The sequence below is a fragment of the Comamonas aquatilis genome (assembly GCF_965139575.1).
In the GTDB taxonomy this organism is placed as follows: domain Bacteria; phylum Pseudomonadota; class Gammaproteobacteria; order Burkholderiales; family Burkholderiaceae_C; genus Comamonas; species Comamonas aquatilis.
On the sequence record NZ_CBCSIW010000014.1, the window covers coordinates 32558 to 48352 of the forward strand.

13 protein-coding genes are annotated in these 15795 nt (G+C 62.4%); 9 read left to right on the forward strand and 4 right to left on the reverse strand.

What is annotated here, in order from left to right:
• Window positions 1-65 precede the first annotated feature (65 nt).
• From dxs to ACNAZA_RS15545, 3 genes are all read left to right on the forward strand, one after another.
• On the forward strand, window positions 66-1940 hold the full coding sequence (dxs, locus tag ACNAZA_RS15535) for a 1-deoxy-D-xylulose-5-phosphate synthase (protein WP_415797444.1): 1875 nt from the start codon (window positions 66-68) through the stop codon (window positions 1938-1940).
• 217 nt (window positions 1941-2157) lie between these two features.
• On the forward strand, window positions 2158-3240 hold the full coding sequence (dctP, locus tag ACNAZA_RS15540; RefSeq protein WP_415797446.1) for a TRAP transporter substrate-binding protein DctP: 1083 nt from the start codon (window positions 2158-2160) through the stop codon (window positions 3238-3240).
• A gap of 195 nt (window positions 3241-3435) precedes the next feature.
• Window positions 3436-4515, forward strand: a complete 1080-nt coding sequence (locus ACNAZA_RS15545) for a TRAP transporter substrate-binding protein (RefSeq protein WP_415797447.1) — start codon at window positions 3436-3438, stop codon at window positions 4513-4515.
• An 85-nt stretch (window positions 4516-4600) separates the two neighbouring features.
• On the opposite strand, the gene ACNAZA_RS15550 is transcribed toward ACNAZA_RS15545, so the two are convergent.
• The 4 genes from ACNAZA_RS15550 to ACNAZA_RS15565 form a co-directional block, all read right to left on the reverse strand.
• The gene (locus ACNAZA_RS15550) at window positions 4601-5086 is read right to left on the reverse strand and encodes a hypothetical protein (protein ID WP_415797450.1); all 486 of its coding nucleotides are present in this window, start codon (window positions 5084-5086) and stop codon (window positions 4601-4603) included.
• Between the two features lie 11 nt (window positions 5087-5097).
• Window positions 5098-6642 carry a TRAP transporter large permease gene (locus ACNAZA_RS15555; RefSeq protein WP_415797451.1) on the reverse strand — a complete coding sequence of 515 codons (1545 nt, stop codon included), beginning with the start codon at window positions 6640-6642 and terminating at the stop codon, window positions 5098-5100.
• Between the two features lie 42 nt (window positions 6643-6684).
• Entirely contained in the window at window positions 6685-7224 is a 540-nt protein-coding gene (locus ACNAZA_RS15560) for a TRAP transporter small permease subunit (protein ID WP_415797452.1), read from the reverse strand.
• Between the two features lie 440 nt (window positions 7225-7664).
• Window positions 7665-8870, reverse strand: coding sequence for a helix-turn-helix domain-containing protein (locus ACNAZA_RS15565; RefSeq protein WP_415797453.1), 1206 nt, complete (start codon window positions 8868-8870; stop codon window positions 7665-7667).
• Window positions 8871-9074: 204 nt separating this feature from the next.
• On the opposite strand from ACNAZA_RS15565, the gene ACNAZA_RS15570 reads away from it, so the two are divergent.
• The 6 genes from ACNAZA_RS15570 (at window position 9075) to ACNAZA_RS15595 (ending at window position 15762) form a co-directional block, all read left to right on the forward strand.
• Window positions 9075-9545: a (2Fe-2S)-binding protein gene (locus ACNAZA_RS15570; protein ID WP_415797454.1), complete on the forward strand. Its 471-nt coding sequence runs from the start codon at window positions 9075-9077 to the stop codon at window positions 9543-9545.
• A gap of 48 nt (window positions 9546-9593) precedes the next feature.
• A complete protein-coding gene (locus ACNAZA_RS15575; RefSeq protein WP_415797455.1) occupies window positions 9594-11981 on the forward strand; it encodes a xanthine dehydrogenase family protein molybdopterin-binding subunit in 2388 nt (795 codons plus the stop codon).
• A 20-nt stretch (window positions 11982-12001) separates the two neighbouring features.
• Window positions 12002-12787 (forward strand): FAD binding domain-containing protein, encoded by a 786-nt coding sequence (locus tag ACNAZA_RS15580; protein WP_415797456.1) that lies wholly within the window; start codon window positions 12002-12004, stop codon window positions 12785-12787.
• Between the two features lie 164 nt (window positions 12788-12951).
• Complete coding sequence (locus ACNAZA_RS15585) at window positions 12952-13878, forward strand: AAA family ATPase (RefSeq protein ID WP_415797457.1); 927 nt, start codon at window positions 12952-12954, stop codon at window positions 13876-13878.
• Window positions 13865-15091, forward strand: a complete 1227-nt coding sequence (locus ACNAZA_RS15590; protein WP_415797458.1) for a vWA domain-containing protein — start codon at window positions 13865-13867, stop codon at window positions 15089-15091. Before ACNAZA_RS15585 ends, ACNAZA_RS15590 begins: the two co-directional genes overlap by 14 nt.
• Window positions 15092-15102: 11 nt before the next feature.
• Window positions 15103-15762 carry a CoxG family protein gene (locus ACNAZA_RS15595; RefSeq protein WP_415797459.1) on the forward strand — a complete coding sequence of 220 codons (660 nt, stop codon included), beginning with the start codon at window positions 15103-15105 and terminating at the stop codon, window positions 15760-15762.
• The last annotated feature ends 33 nt before the right edge of the window (window positions 15763-15795 follow it).

The following is a 15795-nucleotide window of genomic DNA, read 5'->3' on the forward strand; positions in this document are numbered from 1 at the left end:
ATGCAAGGCAAATTGGCCTCAAGCGTAATACTGGCGTGCGAAAGCAGCTATTAAAAATATAGATCATGTCCACGAACAATTATTCCTTGCTGCAAACCATCAATGACCCGGCAGACCTGCGCGGCCTCTCGCGTGCACAGCTCAAGGCGCTGGCCGGCGAGCTGCGTGCCTATGTGATCGACAGCGTCTCCAAGACCGGCGGCCACCTGAGTTCCAACCTGGGAACCGTGGAGCTGACGGTGGCCCTGCACTCGGTGTTTGACACGCCACGTGATCGCGTGGTCTGGGATGTGGGTCATCAAACCTATCCGCACAAGATACTGACCGGTCGCCGCGACCGCATGGACAGCCTGCGCCAATTCGGCGGCCTCTCGGGCTTTCCCCAGCGTGCAGAGAGCCAGTACGACACCTTTGGCACGGCCCACTCCTCCACCAGCATCTCGGCAGCCCTGGGCATGGCACTGGCGGCCAAGCAAAAAGGCGAGGACCGCCGTGCGATTGCCGTGATCGGCGACGGTGCCATGACCGCCGGCATGGCGTTCGAGGCACTGAACAACGGCGGCGTGGCCGATGCCAATCTGCTGGTCATCCTCAACGACAACGATATGAGCATCAGCCCGCCCGTGGGCGCGCTGAACCGCTATCTGGCCCAGCTGATGAGCGGCCAGTTCTATGCCAAGGCCCGCGATGTGGGCAAGAGCGTCTTGAAGCAGGTGCCGCCGCTGCTGGAGCTGGCCAAGCGCCTGGAGCAACAGGCCAAGGGCATGGTGGTGCCTGCCACCATGTTCGAGCAGTTCGGCTTCAACTACATAGGCCCCATCGACGGTCACGATCTGGATTCGCTGATCCCCACGCTGGAGAACATCAAAAGCCTCAAAGGTCCGCAGTTTCTGCACGTGGTGACCAAGAAAGGCCAGGGTTACAAGCTGGCCGAGGTGGACCCTATCGCCTACCACGGCCCCGGCAAGTTCGACCCGGCCGTCGGTCTGGTCAAGCCTGCCACGCCGGCCAAGCAGACCTTCACCCAGGTGTTTGGCCACTGGCTGTGCGATATGGCGGCCAAGGACCAGCGTCTCGTCGGCATCACGCCGGCTATGCGCGAAGGCTCGGGCATGGTGGAGTTTCACAAGCGCTTCCCCGGCCGCTATTACGACGTGGGCATTGCCGAGCAGCATGCCGTGACCTTTGCCGGCGGTATGGCCTGCGAAGGCCTCAAGCCCGTGGTGGCCATCTACTCCACTTTCCTGCAGCGCGGCTATGACCAGCTGATTCATGACGTGGCGTTGCAAAACCTGCCCGTGGTGTTTGCGCTGGATCGCGCGGGTCTGGTGGGGGCCGACGGTGCCACGCACGCTGGCAATTACGACATCGCTTTTGTGCGCTGCATTCCAAATATGAGCATGGCCTGCCCGGCCGACGAGCGCGAAACCCGCCAGTTGCTGACGACAGCCTATGAGCAGGACCATCCCGTGTGCGTGCGCTACCCGCGTGGCGCCGGTGTGGGTGTGGCTCCGCTGGAGACTATGGAAGGTCTGCCTTTTGGCAAGGGCGAGATCCGCCGCGAATCCGCCGCCAAGAAGGTCGTCATTCTGGCTTTCGGCACGCTGCTGTACCCGGCGCTGACCGCTGGCGAGGCGCTGGATGCCACCGTGGTCAATATGCGCTGGGCCAAGCCGCTTGATGAAGAGCTGCTGCTCAAGGTGGCAGCCGAGCATGAGCTGATTGTGACGCTGGAAGAAGGCAGCATCATGGGCGGCGCAGGCAGCGCCGTGCTGGAAGTGCTGGCCGCGCAGGGCCTGTGTAAACCGGTATTGCAGCTGGGCTTGCCCGATCAGTTCATTGAGCATGGCGACCCGGTCAAGCTGCTTTCCCTGCAAGGGCTGGATGCTGCAGGCATCGAAGCATCGGTTCGCCAGCGGCTGGCAGTCGCGCAGGTCTGATTCCTTTCCTTAGCTCAAGCACCCAAGGCCCTTCGCAGAAGGGCCTTTTTTGTGGTCAAACGCCGGGAACACTGACGGCAGCTGCTTTGCCCTGCGAATCTTGCCCTCAGCAGGCGTCTGCGTTTTTAGAATGCTGGCTGGACACAAGCGCAAGCGGCCTCTTCAAGGCTGCTATAACCCCATCTTGTTAATGAAAACTACTCGCGGAGAAACCTTCATGGATCGTCGCTCACTCGTCAAACATGTGGGCATGGCCGGAGTGCTGGCAGCAGGAGTGGCCCCGGCAGTCCATGCGCAGGAAGTGCTGCGGTGGCGGCTTGCGGCAAGCTTTCCCAAGACGCTGGACACGGTCTTCGGTTCGGCCGAGAAATTTGCACAGACACTCAAGGCCTTGTCGGGCGGCAAGTTTGAAGTGTCCGTGCACCCGGCTGGGGAGCTGATGCCTGCATATGGCGTGGTGGATGGAATTCAAAGCGATGCCATCGAAATGGCGCTGACCGCTCCTTACTACTTTACCGACAAGGATGCCTGCTTTGCCCTGGGTTGCGCCGTGCCCTTTGGTCTTACGGCCCGGCAGATGGACGCCTGGATGGAGCATGGCGGCGGGCGCAAGCTCATGGACGATTTCTATGCCGCATACAACATCAAAAGCCTGAGCGCGGGCAATACGGGCACGCAGATGGGGGGCTGGTTTCGCAAGGAAATCAAGACCGTGGCCGACCTCAAGGGCCTGAGGATGCGCGTGGGGGGCGGCCTGTTTGGCGAGGCTCTGCAAAAGCTGGGCGTGCAGGCCTTCAACATGCCTATCAACGAGGCCTATCAGGCGCTGGAAAAAGGCCGGCTCGATGCCGTGGAATTCGTCGGCCCCTATGACGACCAGAAGCTGGGCTTTGGCAAGATTGCACCGTATTACTACTATCCCGGCTGGTGGGAGGGCGGGGCGGAGCTGGCCTTCTTCATCAATGCCAAGGCCTATGCAGGCTTGACGCCGGAGTTCAAGGCCATGGTGGAGGCAGCGGCCAGCGTGGCGGCGCGCGATATGACGGGCAAGTATCTGGCCCTCAATCCCGCAGCGCTCAAAAAGCTGCTCAGCGAGCGGGTTCAGCTCAGGGCCTTTCCCAGAGAGCTCATGGATGCCGGCTTCAAGACCGTGATGCAGTCCATGGCGGAAAACGAAACCAAGTCTCCCAGCTTCAAGAAAATTCACCGCAGCCTGCGCAGCTTTCAGCACGACCAGCTGCTGTGGGATCGCTTCTCCGAGTTCCGCTACGCCAGCTATATGAGTGTGGTGCGGCTGTGAACACGCGTTGATAGTGAATGCCTGCTCCTGAATTTCATTGGCACCAACTTACCTTGATCTAGGTAGAAGTTCCTAGTTGAACGGGCGCTTTTCGAAGCGGCGCGAGTCATTGGCTCATGTACATTTCCAAACGATCATGTAAGACGACGCAGATCGTTTGACTGTTCAAGCACACCGTTCATCAAGGAGACCGCAGTGGATCGTCGTTCCATTCTCAAAAATGCTGGCATCGCCGGCGTCCTGGCTGCCGCCGCAGCCCCCGCCGTGCATGCGCAAGCGACTATCCGCTGGCGTCTGGCTTCGAGCTTTCCCAAGTCGCTGGACACGATTTACGGTACGGCTGAAATTTTCTCCAAGAAAGTCAGCGAAGCCACCAGCGGCAAGTTCCAGATTTCGGTGCATGCCGGCGGCGAGCTGATGCCCGCCTTCGGCGTGGTGGATGGCGTGCAGAGCGCAGCCGTCGAAATGGCGCACACCGCTCCCTATTACTTCTACGGCAAGGACCCCACCTTCTGCCTGGGTTGCGCCGTGCCGTTCGGCATGAACGCACGCCAGATGAATGCCTGGATGTACGAAGGCAACGGCCTGAAGCTGATGCGTGAGTTCTACGCCAAGTACAACATCATCAATCTGCCCGGCGGCAACACCGGCGCCCAGATGGGCGGCTGGTTCCGCAAGGAAATCAAGTCCGTGGCCGATCTCAAGGGCCTGAAGTTCCGTACCAACCCCTTTGCGGGCAAGGTGCTGGAGCCGTTTGGCGTGATTCCTCAGTCCATTCCCGGTGCCGACCTGTACCCCGCACTGGAAAAAGGCACGATCGACGCGCTGGAGTGGGTGGGCCCTTATGACGACCAGAAGCTGGGCTTCAACAAGGTCGCGCCCTTCTATTACTACCCCGGCTGGTGGGAAGGTGGTCCTCAGCTGGACTTCTACATCAACTCCAAGGCCTGGGCCGGTCTGCCAGCCGAGTACAAGGCGATCGTCGAGGCCTCGGCTTCGCACGCTCACGTGACCATGCTGGCCAAGTACGACTCCAAGAACCCCACGGCCATCAAACAACTGGTGGGCTCGGGCACCAAGCTGCGCCCCTTCACGCAGGACGTGATGAATGCGGCCTTCAAGTCGGCACAGCAGATTTATGCGGATCTGAACAACTCCAACCCCGAGTGGAAGAAGATCTACCCCGACTACGCAAAATTCCTGGCCGACCAGAACGCCTGGTTCCGCTTCACCGAAGGCACGTTCGACCGCTTCATGCAGCAGCAAAAGCTGTAAGCGGTGCCGGGCCACAAGGCCCGAGAGCAAAAAAGCCTCGCTGTTTCAGCGAGGCTTTTTTCATGGTGGCAAGGTGGGCGTTTGATCAGGCTTTGGACGATGCAGAAGGCTGCATACCCTGGCGGACCACGCTCTCGCCAAAGGCGACCAGCAGCCGCACATCGGCCGAATGCATCCAGGTCATGCCGCCGTTGCGCTTGCGCACCAGCATGCGGGGAGAGACGATGAACTGCAACCAGGGCCAGTGCACGATCTTGAAGGTGGCCACCTCGCGCGCATGGACGCGCTTGTCCCAGAGCCAGGTCTGAACCAGTTCATCATCGGCATAGCGTGTGCGGCTGAAGACCATCCACCAGCCGACCCAGGCCAGCAGCAAGCCGGCCAGACCATAGGTGGACAGGGTGGCGAACGACCACTGGACTTCACGCAAAGACGGTGTTGACCAAAGTGCGAAGCCCACCAGAGCGAGCACGATGACGACCGACAGACATCGCACGGCCGTCGGGTAGGCGGCGCTCTCCAGCACCGTGCCCAGCTCTTTTTTCAGCCCTGATTCTTGAGGCAGCGGCAAGCTGTTTTCCCTCATTGCGCAGGAGCGACCGGGGCCGTGGGAGCCGCTGGGGCATTGGCGGCGTCAGCTGCCGGGGCGGCCGGTGCTTCGCCGGGAACCACAAACGGCGTATCAAGGTCGATGGGGTTGCCCTGCTGCATATCTGCTGGCATCTCCAGCTGCACCTTGTCCAGATCCACCACCACTTCCTTGTCCAGGAACACGGTCACCGTCTGCGGGAAGAAGATCACGATGGCCACCAGAATCACCTGCATCACCACCCAGGGGATGGAGCCCATGTAGATGTCGCTGGATTTGACGGGCCGGTCTATGCGCTTTTCCTTGAACAGCGTGTCCGAGATGCCGCGCAGATAGAACAGTGCAAAACCGAAAGGCGGGTGCATGAACGAGGTCTGCATGTTCACACACAGCAGCACGCCGAACCAGACCAGATCGATGCCCAGCTTGTGTGCCACAGGGCCCAGCAGCGGCAAGATGATGAAGGCGATTTCAAAGAAGTCCAGGAAGAACGCCAGGAAGAAGATGAAGATGTTCACTACGATCAGGAAGCCGATCTGGCCGCCTGGCAGGTCGGTAAGCATGTGCTCGATCCAGATGGCGCCGTCCACGCCCTGGAAGACCAGGGAGAACACGCGCGAGCCGATCAGGATGAAGACCACCATGGCGGTCAGGCGCATGGTGCCGTCCATGGCATCCTTGAGCAGGGCCCAGTTCAGGCGCTTGTGAATGGCGGCCAGAATCAGCGAGCCCACGGCACCCATGGCACCGGCTTCTGTGGGAGTGGCAATGGCGTGGTCCATGAAAGGCAGACCGCCCATGGAGCCCAATACGGCAAAGATCAGGATGGCCGAGGGGATGATGCCGCGCAGGCACTTGCCCCACAGCGCCCAGCCGTGCAGCGTGCGCGCCGTCTTGGGCAGGCCGGGCACATGCTCGGGGCGGATGCGACCCAGGAGGAAGGTGTAGATCGCGAAGATCAGCACTTGCAAAATGGCCGGGCCCCAGGCGCCTTTGTACATATCGCCCACGGAGCGGCCCAGCTGGTCGGCCATGACGATCAGCACCAGCGAAGGCGGCACAAGCTGGGTGATGGTGCCCGAGGCTGCCAGCACGCCGGTGGCGTAGCGCATGTTGTAGCCATAGCGCATCATCACCGGCAGCGAAATCATGGCCATGGCAATCACCTGTCCGGCCACGGTGCCGGTGATGGCGCCCAGGATGAAGCCGACGATGATGACCGAGTAGCCCAGGCCGCCGCGCACGGGGCCGAACAGCTGGCCCATGGAGTCCAGCATGTCTTCGGCAAGCCCGCACTTTTCCAGCACGGCTCCCATCAGCGTGAAGAAGGGAATGGCCAGCAGCAGGTCATTGGAGAGGATGCCGAACATATTGATCGGCAGAGTGGACATGAAGTTGGCGGGAAACCAACCCATCTCGATGGCATAAAAGCCGCTGAACAGGCCTAGCGCCGCTAGCGAAAACGCGACGGGGAACCCGATCAGCATGATCACGATCAGCCCCGTGAACATGATCGGGGCAAAATTTTCCATATGCATTCTGGTGTTGTCCTGGAGAAGTCGGTGGAGGCGTTGCCGGGCTTATTGCACCGGCTTCTCGTAATGCGTAGTCATCTCGTAGTGGCCGCTCAGATAGGCCACGCGTTTGATGATTTCAGCCAGGCCCTGCAGGAACATGGCGCCAAAGCCCAGCGGCAGCAGCAGGCCAGCCGGCCAGCGGATCAGACCGCCGATGTTTCCCGACATTTCCTTGGTCACAAACATGTTCCAGAAGAAGGGGGCTGTCAGCCAGGTCAGCAAAGCCATCACGGGCAGCAGAAAAAAGATCAGGCCGAACAAGTCCACAAACACCGGTTTGTGGCCGCGCAGCTTGCCGTAGATGATGTCCACGCGCACATGCTCGTTGAGCTTGAGCACCAGGGGTGCGCCCAGCATGACGGTGGTGCCGAACAAATACCACTGAATCTCCAGCCAGGCGTTGGAGCTCAGGTCCAGACCGTAGCGAGTCACGGCGTTGCCGGCTGAGATGAGGGCGGCGGCGAGCACGGCCAGGCCAGCAATCTTGCTCAGCTTGGTGGAAATCCAGTCCATGCCCAGGGCCAGTTTGAGGAGTACCGACACGATATGTCTCCTTGAGTAATTTGAATGAGACCAGGGTCAGCTGATGACCGGGAGGCTAGATTGCAGCAAGGAGGTGCCGGGCGGAGGGGAGTGGGCCCTGGCGGCCCGGGCGACCGGTTTTCGGTGGGGTGCTGCATAAGCCTTCATGGTGTCTCCAAAAGGTAGGCTGTGGGTGTCGCGCAATGGCAGCTGGTAAGCCGAAGAGGCGATCTGAATTTTTGAACCAAGGTCGAGATTCTACGGAGGGGTAGAGAGGGCCTTTTACAAATACTCAAGCCGCCACGGAGGCTGCAGTCGGAGCACTTTTGCAACTAAATTAATAGCAAATAACGTATGCTGTATATGCGATAAATGGTTGTTTTGTATAAATGTTTCAGCTGTGAAAACCTGCAAGAAAATCCTTGTTCAGCTCTGAATGCCCTGCCAAACGGCGCTGCAACCTAGGGTAAATCGGGAGGTGTGCCAGGCGGTATGCTGCTGCGTTTGACGGCCAGCCTGCGGTACAGCGTGGCCCGGCTCAGCCCCAGGCTTTTGGCCGCTAGGCTCACATTGCCCTGTGTTTCTTGCAGCACTTGTTGAATCAGCAACTGCTCGTTGGTACGCAGCAGAGAACCCGCAGTCTGGCCGGCAAGGGTGACAGGCGCATGGCCTGTCATGGCGGGCGCGGGGCGCGGCGGCGCGGCTTGTGCCAGGGCTTGCAGGCGCAGACCAGACCAGAGCGGCAGCTGCAGCAGCGTTTGCGGGCGCAGGCGTGCATGCTCCAGCAGATTGCGCCAGGGCAGGGCCAGCAGCTCATGGGCATGAAGCGGCGGAACCTGATCGGGCGCTTGCAAGGGGGGCGATGGGCGCGGCACCAGCTGGCGGGCCACGGTGTTGCCGCCCAGCAGGCCGCCGTCGGCATCAAAAGCCAGCAGGCCTTCGCCTTCCTGACCCAGGGGGCCGCCGGGCCAGTTCAGCCTTAGCAGCAGAGCATGGGGCAGGGCCCGCACCAGACGGTCTTCTATTGCCCGGGCGCAGCGAACGGCCAGATACAGCAGCTCGGGTCTTTCCGGCACATCGATGCCGGTGATGCACAGCATGGCCGAGCATTGGCCGCCAGGGCTGAAGATGGGCGTGCCGGCGCAGCTGTAGTCGCGCAGATCATCAAAAAAGTGTTCCCGGCGGTGCAGCCATGCCGGGGCTTGCTCGGCCAGCGCCGCACCGATGGCCGAAGTACCAATTCTGCTCTCGGACAGATCCACCCCCGGGCGGCCCACGGCCACGGCGCGCAGGTCGTGGTGATCGACGGGGCCTTGCACTTGCAGCACGGTGCCTGTGCTGTCGGTCAGCAGGCAAAAGTAGCGCAGAGCTCCCACTGCCCCCGCAAGCTGATGCATGACGGGTTTGGCGGCCTGCAGCAGTGTGAACTCCCTGTCCTGGGCATCTTGCAGGACTTTGGGGCTGAGGGTATCGAATGCCACGCGATCGGCCGGACGATGCCCTCGTTCCATGCAGCGCCGCCAGGAGTGCCACAGCCAGGGCGAGATTCCCTGGGGCGGCTGCACCGGCCTTGATGCGCTGCCCTGAGCGGCTTCCAGAAACTGATGGCGGGCGCGGGCAATCAAGGCATGGCGATCGGCAGCATCGCCAAAGGACAGGGGCAGCATGTACGCATCCTCGGGGGCGGTTGTGTCGTGGGCTCAAGTGTTTCATTTTGAGAATATCTGTGCCCTGCCTGCGCGCCCTGGGGGTCAACCCTAGCGCAGGGCGGGCGCCAGATGTCGAGCATGTGGGCTGCGCGTTTGCTTTGTTACCCATACCCCGCGACTTGATAGCCACAATCGAGCCCGATACCGGCAGGAGGCAGCACGATGAATGTTCAGTTCACGGTCAATGGCCGCGTGGCCAGCATTGACATCCCCCCCAACACCTTGCTGGTGCAGGCCTTGCGAGAGCAGTTACACCTGACGGGCACCCATGTGGGCTGCGACACCAGCCAGTGCGGAGCCTGCACGGTGCTCGTCAACGGCCGTGCCATCAAGTCCTGCACCATGCTGGCCGTACAGGCCGAGGGTGCGCAGGTACAGACCATCGAAGGCATGGCTGCAGCAGACGGCAGCATGCATCCCATGCAGGCGGCGTTCAAGAGCTGCCACGGCCTGCAGTGCGGCTTTTGCACGCCGGGCATGGTGATGAGTGCGGTCGATCTTTGCCAGCAGCAGCCTCAGGCCGATGACGCACAGATCCGCGAACTGCTGGAAGGCAATATCTGCCGCTGTACCGGCTACCAGAACATTGTGGCGGCCATCAAAAAAGGCCGTGACGACATGCAGGCCGCATAAACCCTGGCCTTCCCGAGCTGATTCATAGAACCGAGAAGGAGACAAGCCATGGGAGCCAAGGAATTTTCCAAGCTGCCACATATCGGTGAAGCCTTGCTGCGGCGCGAGGACGACCGCTTTCTGACGGGCATGGGCCAGTACACCGACGACATCACGCTGGGAGCGCAAACCTATGCGGTGTTTGTACGCTCGCCCCACGCGCATGCCAGGCTGCGCAGCGTCAACACCGAAGCGGCCAAGGCAGCGCCCGGCGTGGTGGGAATCTTTACGGGCCAGGACGTGGCAGCCGCCAACATCAACGGCCTGCCCTGCGGCTGGTTGATCACCAGCACCAATGGCGAGCCCATGAAAGAGCCGCCCCATCCAATTTTGGCCCTGGATACCGTGCGCTATGTGGGCGATCATGTGGCCATGGTTGTGGCCGAGACCCTGCAGCAGGCGCGTGATGCGGCCGAGTTGGTGGAGGTGGATTACGAGGTGCGGCCGTCGGTGGTGAACGTAGCCGACGCCGCCGGCGGCAAGAAAGCCGGCGCCGTGGTACACGACATCGCGCCCGACAACTGCTGCTATCGATGGGCGATTGGCGACAAGGCCGCCGTCGATGCCGTATTTGCCGGCGCAGCCCATGTGACGCGGCTCGATCTGGTCAACAACCGCCTGATTCCCAACGCCATGGAGCCGCGCGTGGCCATTGGCAGCTACAACCGCGCCAATGACGAATACACGCTGTACGTGGCCAATCAGAACCCGCATGTGGAGCGGCTGCTGATGACGGCTTTCGTCCTGGGGCTGCCGGAGAGCCGCGTGCGGGTCATCGCTCCCGATGTGGGCGGCGGCTTTGGCTCCAAGATCTTTTTGTATGCCGAGGATGTGTGTCTGACCTGGGCTGCCAAGAAACTCAACCGCAATATCAAGTGGACGGCGGATCGCAGCGAATCCTTTCTCTCGGACGCCCATGGCCGCGACCATGTCAGCCATGCCGAAATGGCCATGGATGCCGACGGCAAGTTCCTGGCCATGCGCGTGCACACCGATGCCAACCTGGGCGCCTATCTGTCTACCTTTGCCAGCGCCGTGCCCACGATTCTCTATGCCACGCTGCTGGCGGGCCAGTACACCACGCCGCAAATCCATATAGAGGTGGATGCCTGGTTTACCCATACCGCGCCTGTCGATGCGTATCGCGGTGCGGGCCGGCCCGAGGCCACCTATCTGCTGGAGCGTCTGGTCAGCCGCTGCGCCTGGGACATGAATCTCTCGCAGGCCGAGATCCGCCGGCGCAACTTCATCACCAGCTTTCCCTACCAGACGCCGGTGGCCTTGCAGTACGACATTGGCGACTACCCGGCCTGCATGGACCAGGCCGAGCAACTGGCCGATGTGGCAGGCTTTGCGGCCCGGCGCGCGGCCAGCGAAGCGCTGGGCTTGAGGCGCGGCCTGGGCTATAGCAGTTATATCGAAGCCTGCGGCCTGGCGCCCAGCAATATTGCGGGAGCGCTGGGGGCACGTGCCGGGCTGTTCGAATGCGGCGAGGTGCGCGTGCATCCCACAGGCAGCGTCACGGTATTCACCGGCTCGCACAGCCACGGCCAGGGGCACGAGACCACGTTTGCCCAGGTGGTGGCCGGGCGCCTGGGCATTCCTGTGGAGAACGTTGAAGTGGTGCACGGCGATACCGGCCGCGTGCCTTTTGGCATGGGCACCTATGGCTCGCGCTCCATCAGCGTGGGTGGGGCGGCCATCATGAAGGCGCTGGATAAGATCGAGGCCAAGGCCAAGAAGATTGCCGCGCATCTGCTGGAGGCCAGCGATGCCGACATCGACTTTGCCGATGGCGAGTTCACTGTGCGCGGCACGGACAAGAAGCTGCCGTTTGCCCAGATTGCGCTGACGGCCTATGTGCCGCATAACTATCCGCTGGACAAGCTGGAACCTGGCCTGGACGAAACCGCTTTCTACGACCCGACCAATTTCACCTTCCCTGCCGGCACGCATATCTGCGAGGTGGAGATCGACCCCGCCACCGGCGTGGTGCGCGTGGATCGCTTCACGGCGGTGGACGACTTCGGCGTCATCATCAACCCCATGATTGTGCAAGGTCAGGTGCATGGCGGCCTGGCCCAGGGCATTGGCCAGGCCTTGCTGGAAAACTGCGTCTACGACCGCGAATCGGGTCAGCTGCTGACCGGCAGCCTCATGGACTACGCCATGCCGCGGGCCGACGATCTGCCGGACTTCACGCTGGGTGCGGTCTGCACGCCCTGTACCCACAACCCGCTGGGCACCAAGGGCTGCGGCGAGGCCGGGGCGATAGGCTCGCCGCCGGCCGTCATCAATGCCGTGCTGGACGCCTTGCACCCGCTGGGCGTCAAGGATCTGGACATGCCTGCCAGCCCGCACCGGGTATGGGAAGCCATTGACGCTGCGCGCGGCTGATAGATCAAGGAGACCCGCATATGTACGCTTTCAGCTATTCCAGACCCGAGACCTTGAACGCAACAGTGGCCGCCGGAGGCCAGTTTCTGGCCGGCGGCCAAAGCCTGATTCCGTCGATGAAGCTGCGCCTGGCGCAGCCCGGCGCAATTGTGGATCTCAACGGTCTGACTGATCTGGCCGGAGTTCGTGCCAGCGGCAATCAGCTCGAGATCGGTGCCATGACACGTCACGCCGATGTGGCGGCCAGCCCTGAGGTGCAGACTGCCATTCCGGCCCTGGCCCAGTTGGCGGCCGGCATTGGCGACCGCCAGGTGCGAGCGCGCGGCACGATAGGCGGCTCGCTGGCCAACAACGACCCTGCGGCCTGTTACCCCAGTGCCGTGCTGGGCCTGGATGCCACCGTGGTCACCAATCGCCGCGAGATGGCTGCCGCCGATTTCTTTCAGGGCATGTACATCACGGCGCTGGAAGAGGGCGAGCTGATCACCGCTGTGCGCTTTCCTCTGCCTCAGGCAGCGGTCTATCTGAAGTTCAAACAACCGGCTTCGCGCTTTGCCCTGGTCGGGGTGTTTCTGGCCCAGACGGCGCAAGGCATTCGCGTGGCGATCACGGGGGCCGGGCTGTCGGTGTTTCGCCATGCGGGTCTGGAGGCGGCGCTGACCCAGAGCTTCACACCGCAGTCGGCCGCCGCTGTGGCGATTGACGACAGCGAGCTCAACAGCGATCTGCATGCCAGCGCGCGCTACCGGGCTCAGCTGATCAGCGTGCTGACGCAGCGGGCGGTGGCGCAGATAAATACCCCCTGAGGCGCGTTGCGCCTTCCCCCTCTCTCTTCGGGAGGGGGACGATGCCATCGCTGCGGGACGGCCCTTGCTTGGCATCTCCGGCATTGCGGTGCGCCCTGAGCCAATAGATGGTGTATCTTGAGTGAAAAGTGGCTCTAGCCTATATGGATAAAGCGCAAGCAGCTATGAATACAGAAGTAAACAGCGCTTGGCAGTCGGTCGATGGGCTGCTGGCGGCCTTGCAGGATGTGGGCTATTTTGCCGACCGTCGTCTGGCCACTGCCGTGTTTCTTGCTCTCAAGCTGCAGCGGCCTCTGCTGCTGGAGGGCGAGCCCGGCGTGGGCAAGACCACGCTGGCCCAGGCCTTGTCTGCGGTGCTGTCGCGCGAGCTGATCCGCTTGCAGTGCTATGACGGGCTGGAGCAGCGAGAGGCGCTGTATGAATGGAATTACGCCGCCCAGTTGCTGCACCTGCGTGCGGCCGAGTTGCGTGGCAGTGCCGAGGTCGGGCTGGCCGAGCAGGAGGTTTATCAGAGCCGCTATCTGGTGCGCAGGCCGCTGCTGCAGGCCTTGCAGGCACCAGAACCCGGTGCCGTATTGCTGATTGACGAGGTGGACCGGGCAGACGAGCCATTCGAGGCTTTTTTGCTTGAATACTTGGGCGAATACCAGATCAGCATTCCCGAGCTGGGGGTGATTCGCGCCCAGGTGCCGCCGGTCACGCTGCTGACCAGCAACCGCACGCGCGATCTGCACGATGCCGTCAAGCGCCGCTGTCTCTATCACTGGCTGGACTACCCGGAGCGCGAGCGCGAACTGGCGATTGTGCAGGCCAAGGTGCCGGAGGCGAGCGCGCAGCTGACGCAGCAGATTGCCGATTTTGTAGCGCGCTTGCGCAGCCGCCCGTTTGCCGATGCGTTTTCTCGCACCCCGGGCATTGCCGAGAGTGTGGAATGGGCCAAGGCCCTGGTGGCACTGGATACGCTGGTGGTCGATCCCGAGCTGGTGCATGCAACCGCCGGAATCCTGTTCAAGCAGCGCGAAGATGTGGCGGCGCTGACGCCCGAACGGCTGGAGCAGTTGCTCAAGCCCGAAGCCAATGCCTCCAGCTGAATCATCCACCGCCTCTGTTAGTTGGTGGGGCGATGCGCGCAGCGGAAAGCTGCCTCTGAATCTGCTGGGCTTTGGCCGGGCGCTGCGCCGTGCCGGCCTGGCGGTGGACGCCGAGCGCATGGCGCTGGCCCAGCAAAGCCTAATGCTGGTCGGTGTGGGCAGGACGGAGATGCAGGCGGCGCTGGAAACCGTCTTCGTCTCGCGCCAGCAGGACCTCGCGGTTTTTCGCGAGCTGTTCGCCGCCTATTTTCGCAACCCCGAGGTTGCGCAACTGCTGCTGGCCCAGCTCTTGCCGCGCGCGCCCGAGGCCGCAGCGCCAAAGCAGCGTCCGCGTGTGCAGGAGGCTCTTGCCGCCATTCATGCGGCGCAAAAGTCCGAGCGGCCGGTGCAAGAGGAGTTCAAGCTGGATGCCGCCATGAGCGCCAGCGATCGCCAGAGGCTACAGAATGCGGACTTCAACCAGCTCAGCGCCAGTGAATACCTGCTGGTGCAGCAACTGGTGCGCGAGATACGCATGCCGCTGCCGCGCTACCGCAGCCGGCGCGGTCATCTGTCCAGCCGTGGCACGCAAGTGCATTGGGCGGCCAGCTTTGCCGAGGCTGCACGCACCGGAGGCGAGCTGTTGCAGCTCAGACGCTGGGAGCGGCGGCAACTGCCCATGCCCTGGCTGGCGCTGGTCGATGTCTCGGGCTCCATGGAACGTTATGTGCGGCTAATGCTGGCGTTCCTGCACCAGGCAAGCAGTGCGCAGCACCACCCGCAGCTACGCCGCCATGTCTACAGCATGGGAACCGGACTGCGCGACCTGAACCCGGCTTTTTCCCTGGCCGATCCTGACGCCATGCTCACCGCAGCCAATGCGGCCATTGACGACTTTGGCGGCGGCACCCGCCTGGGCGAATGCCTGGGCCAGCTGCGCTTGCAGGCCGCACGCCATCTGGTGGGCAGGCGAACCCTGGTTCTGATCGTCAGCGACGGGCTGGATACCGGCGAGGCGCAGCTGCTGGAGAGCGAGCTGCTCTGGCTCAAACGTCACAGTGCGCGTATCGTCTGGCTGAACCCCTTGCTGCGCTTTGACGGCTATGCGCCGCTGGCTGCCGGTGCCGCCATGCTGCACCAGCATTGCCATGCCATGCTGGCCGTGCACAACCTGCAGTCCTTGCAGGAGCTGGCGGTGCAGCTGGCCCGGTTGATGACTATGAAACCGTCCTGAAGGAGACTTCCATGGAAATGCATGCCAGCCGTCCTCTTGCAGCCAGCCAGCAGCAGGCCTGGGAAGCGCTCAACGACGCCGAGACTCTCAAGGCCTGCCTGCACGGCTGCGAAAAATTCGAAGCCGCGGATGACGCCAGCTATGCAGTGATCATGGCCGTCAAGGTCGGCCCGGTCTCGGCCAGGTTCAACGGCCGGATCACCTTGTCCGACGTGGTGGCCCCCGAGAGCTACACCATGAGCTTCGAAGGCCAGGGCGGTGTGGCCGGGTTTGGCACGGGGCAGGCCAAAGTCAGGCTCTCGCCTCAGGAGGATGCCGGCCAGTGCCTGCTGGACTATGAGGTCCAGGCGCAGGTGGGAGGCAAGATTGCGCAGCTGGGCCAGCGCCTGATCGATGGTGCGGCCAAGAATATGGCGGAAGATTTTTTTGCGCGCTTTGATGCACTGATGCGCGAGCGCAACCCCATGCAGGGGCAAGAGGAAGATGCCGATTCCAGCGCCAGATTCGATACCCGCACCTGGGAGCACGATGCTGCCATGGTCTCCAGCAGCTCCGCGCCACTGGATGCCACACCGGCGGCCGCGCCGCAGGACAAGGCCGCTCGGCCCATCTGGACCTGGATTCTGGGCCTGATCGTGGTGCTGGGCGCTCTCTGGCTACTGAGCCGGTAAAAAAGCCCAGACCTTTATGAGGGCCGGGCTTGC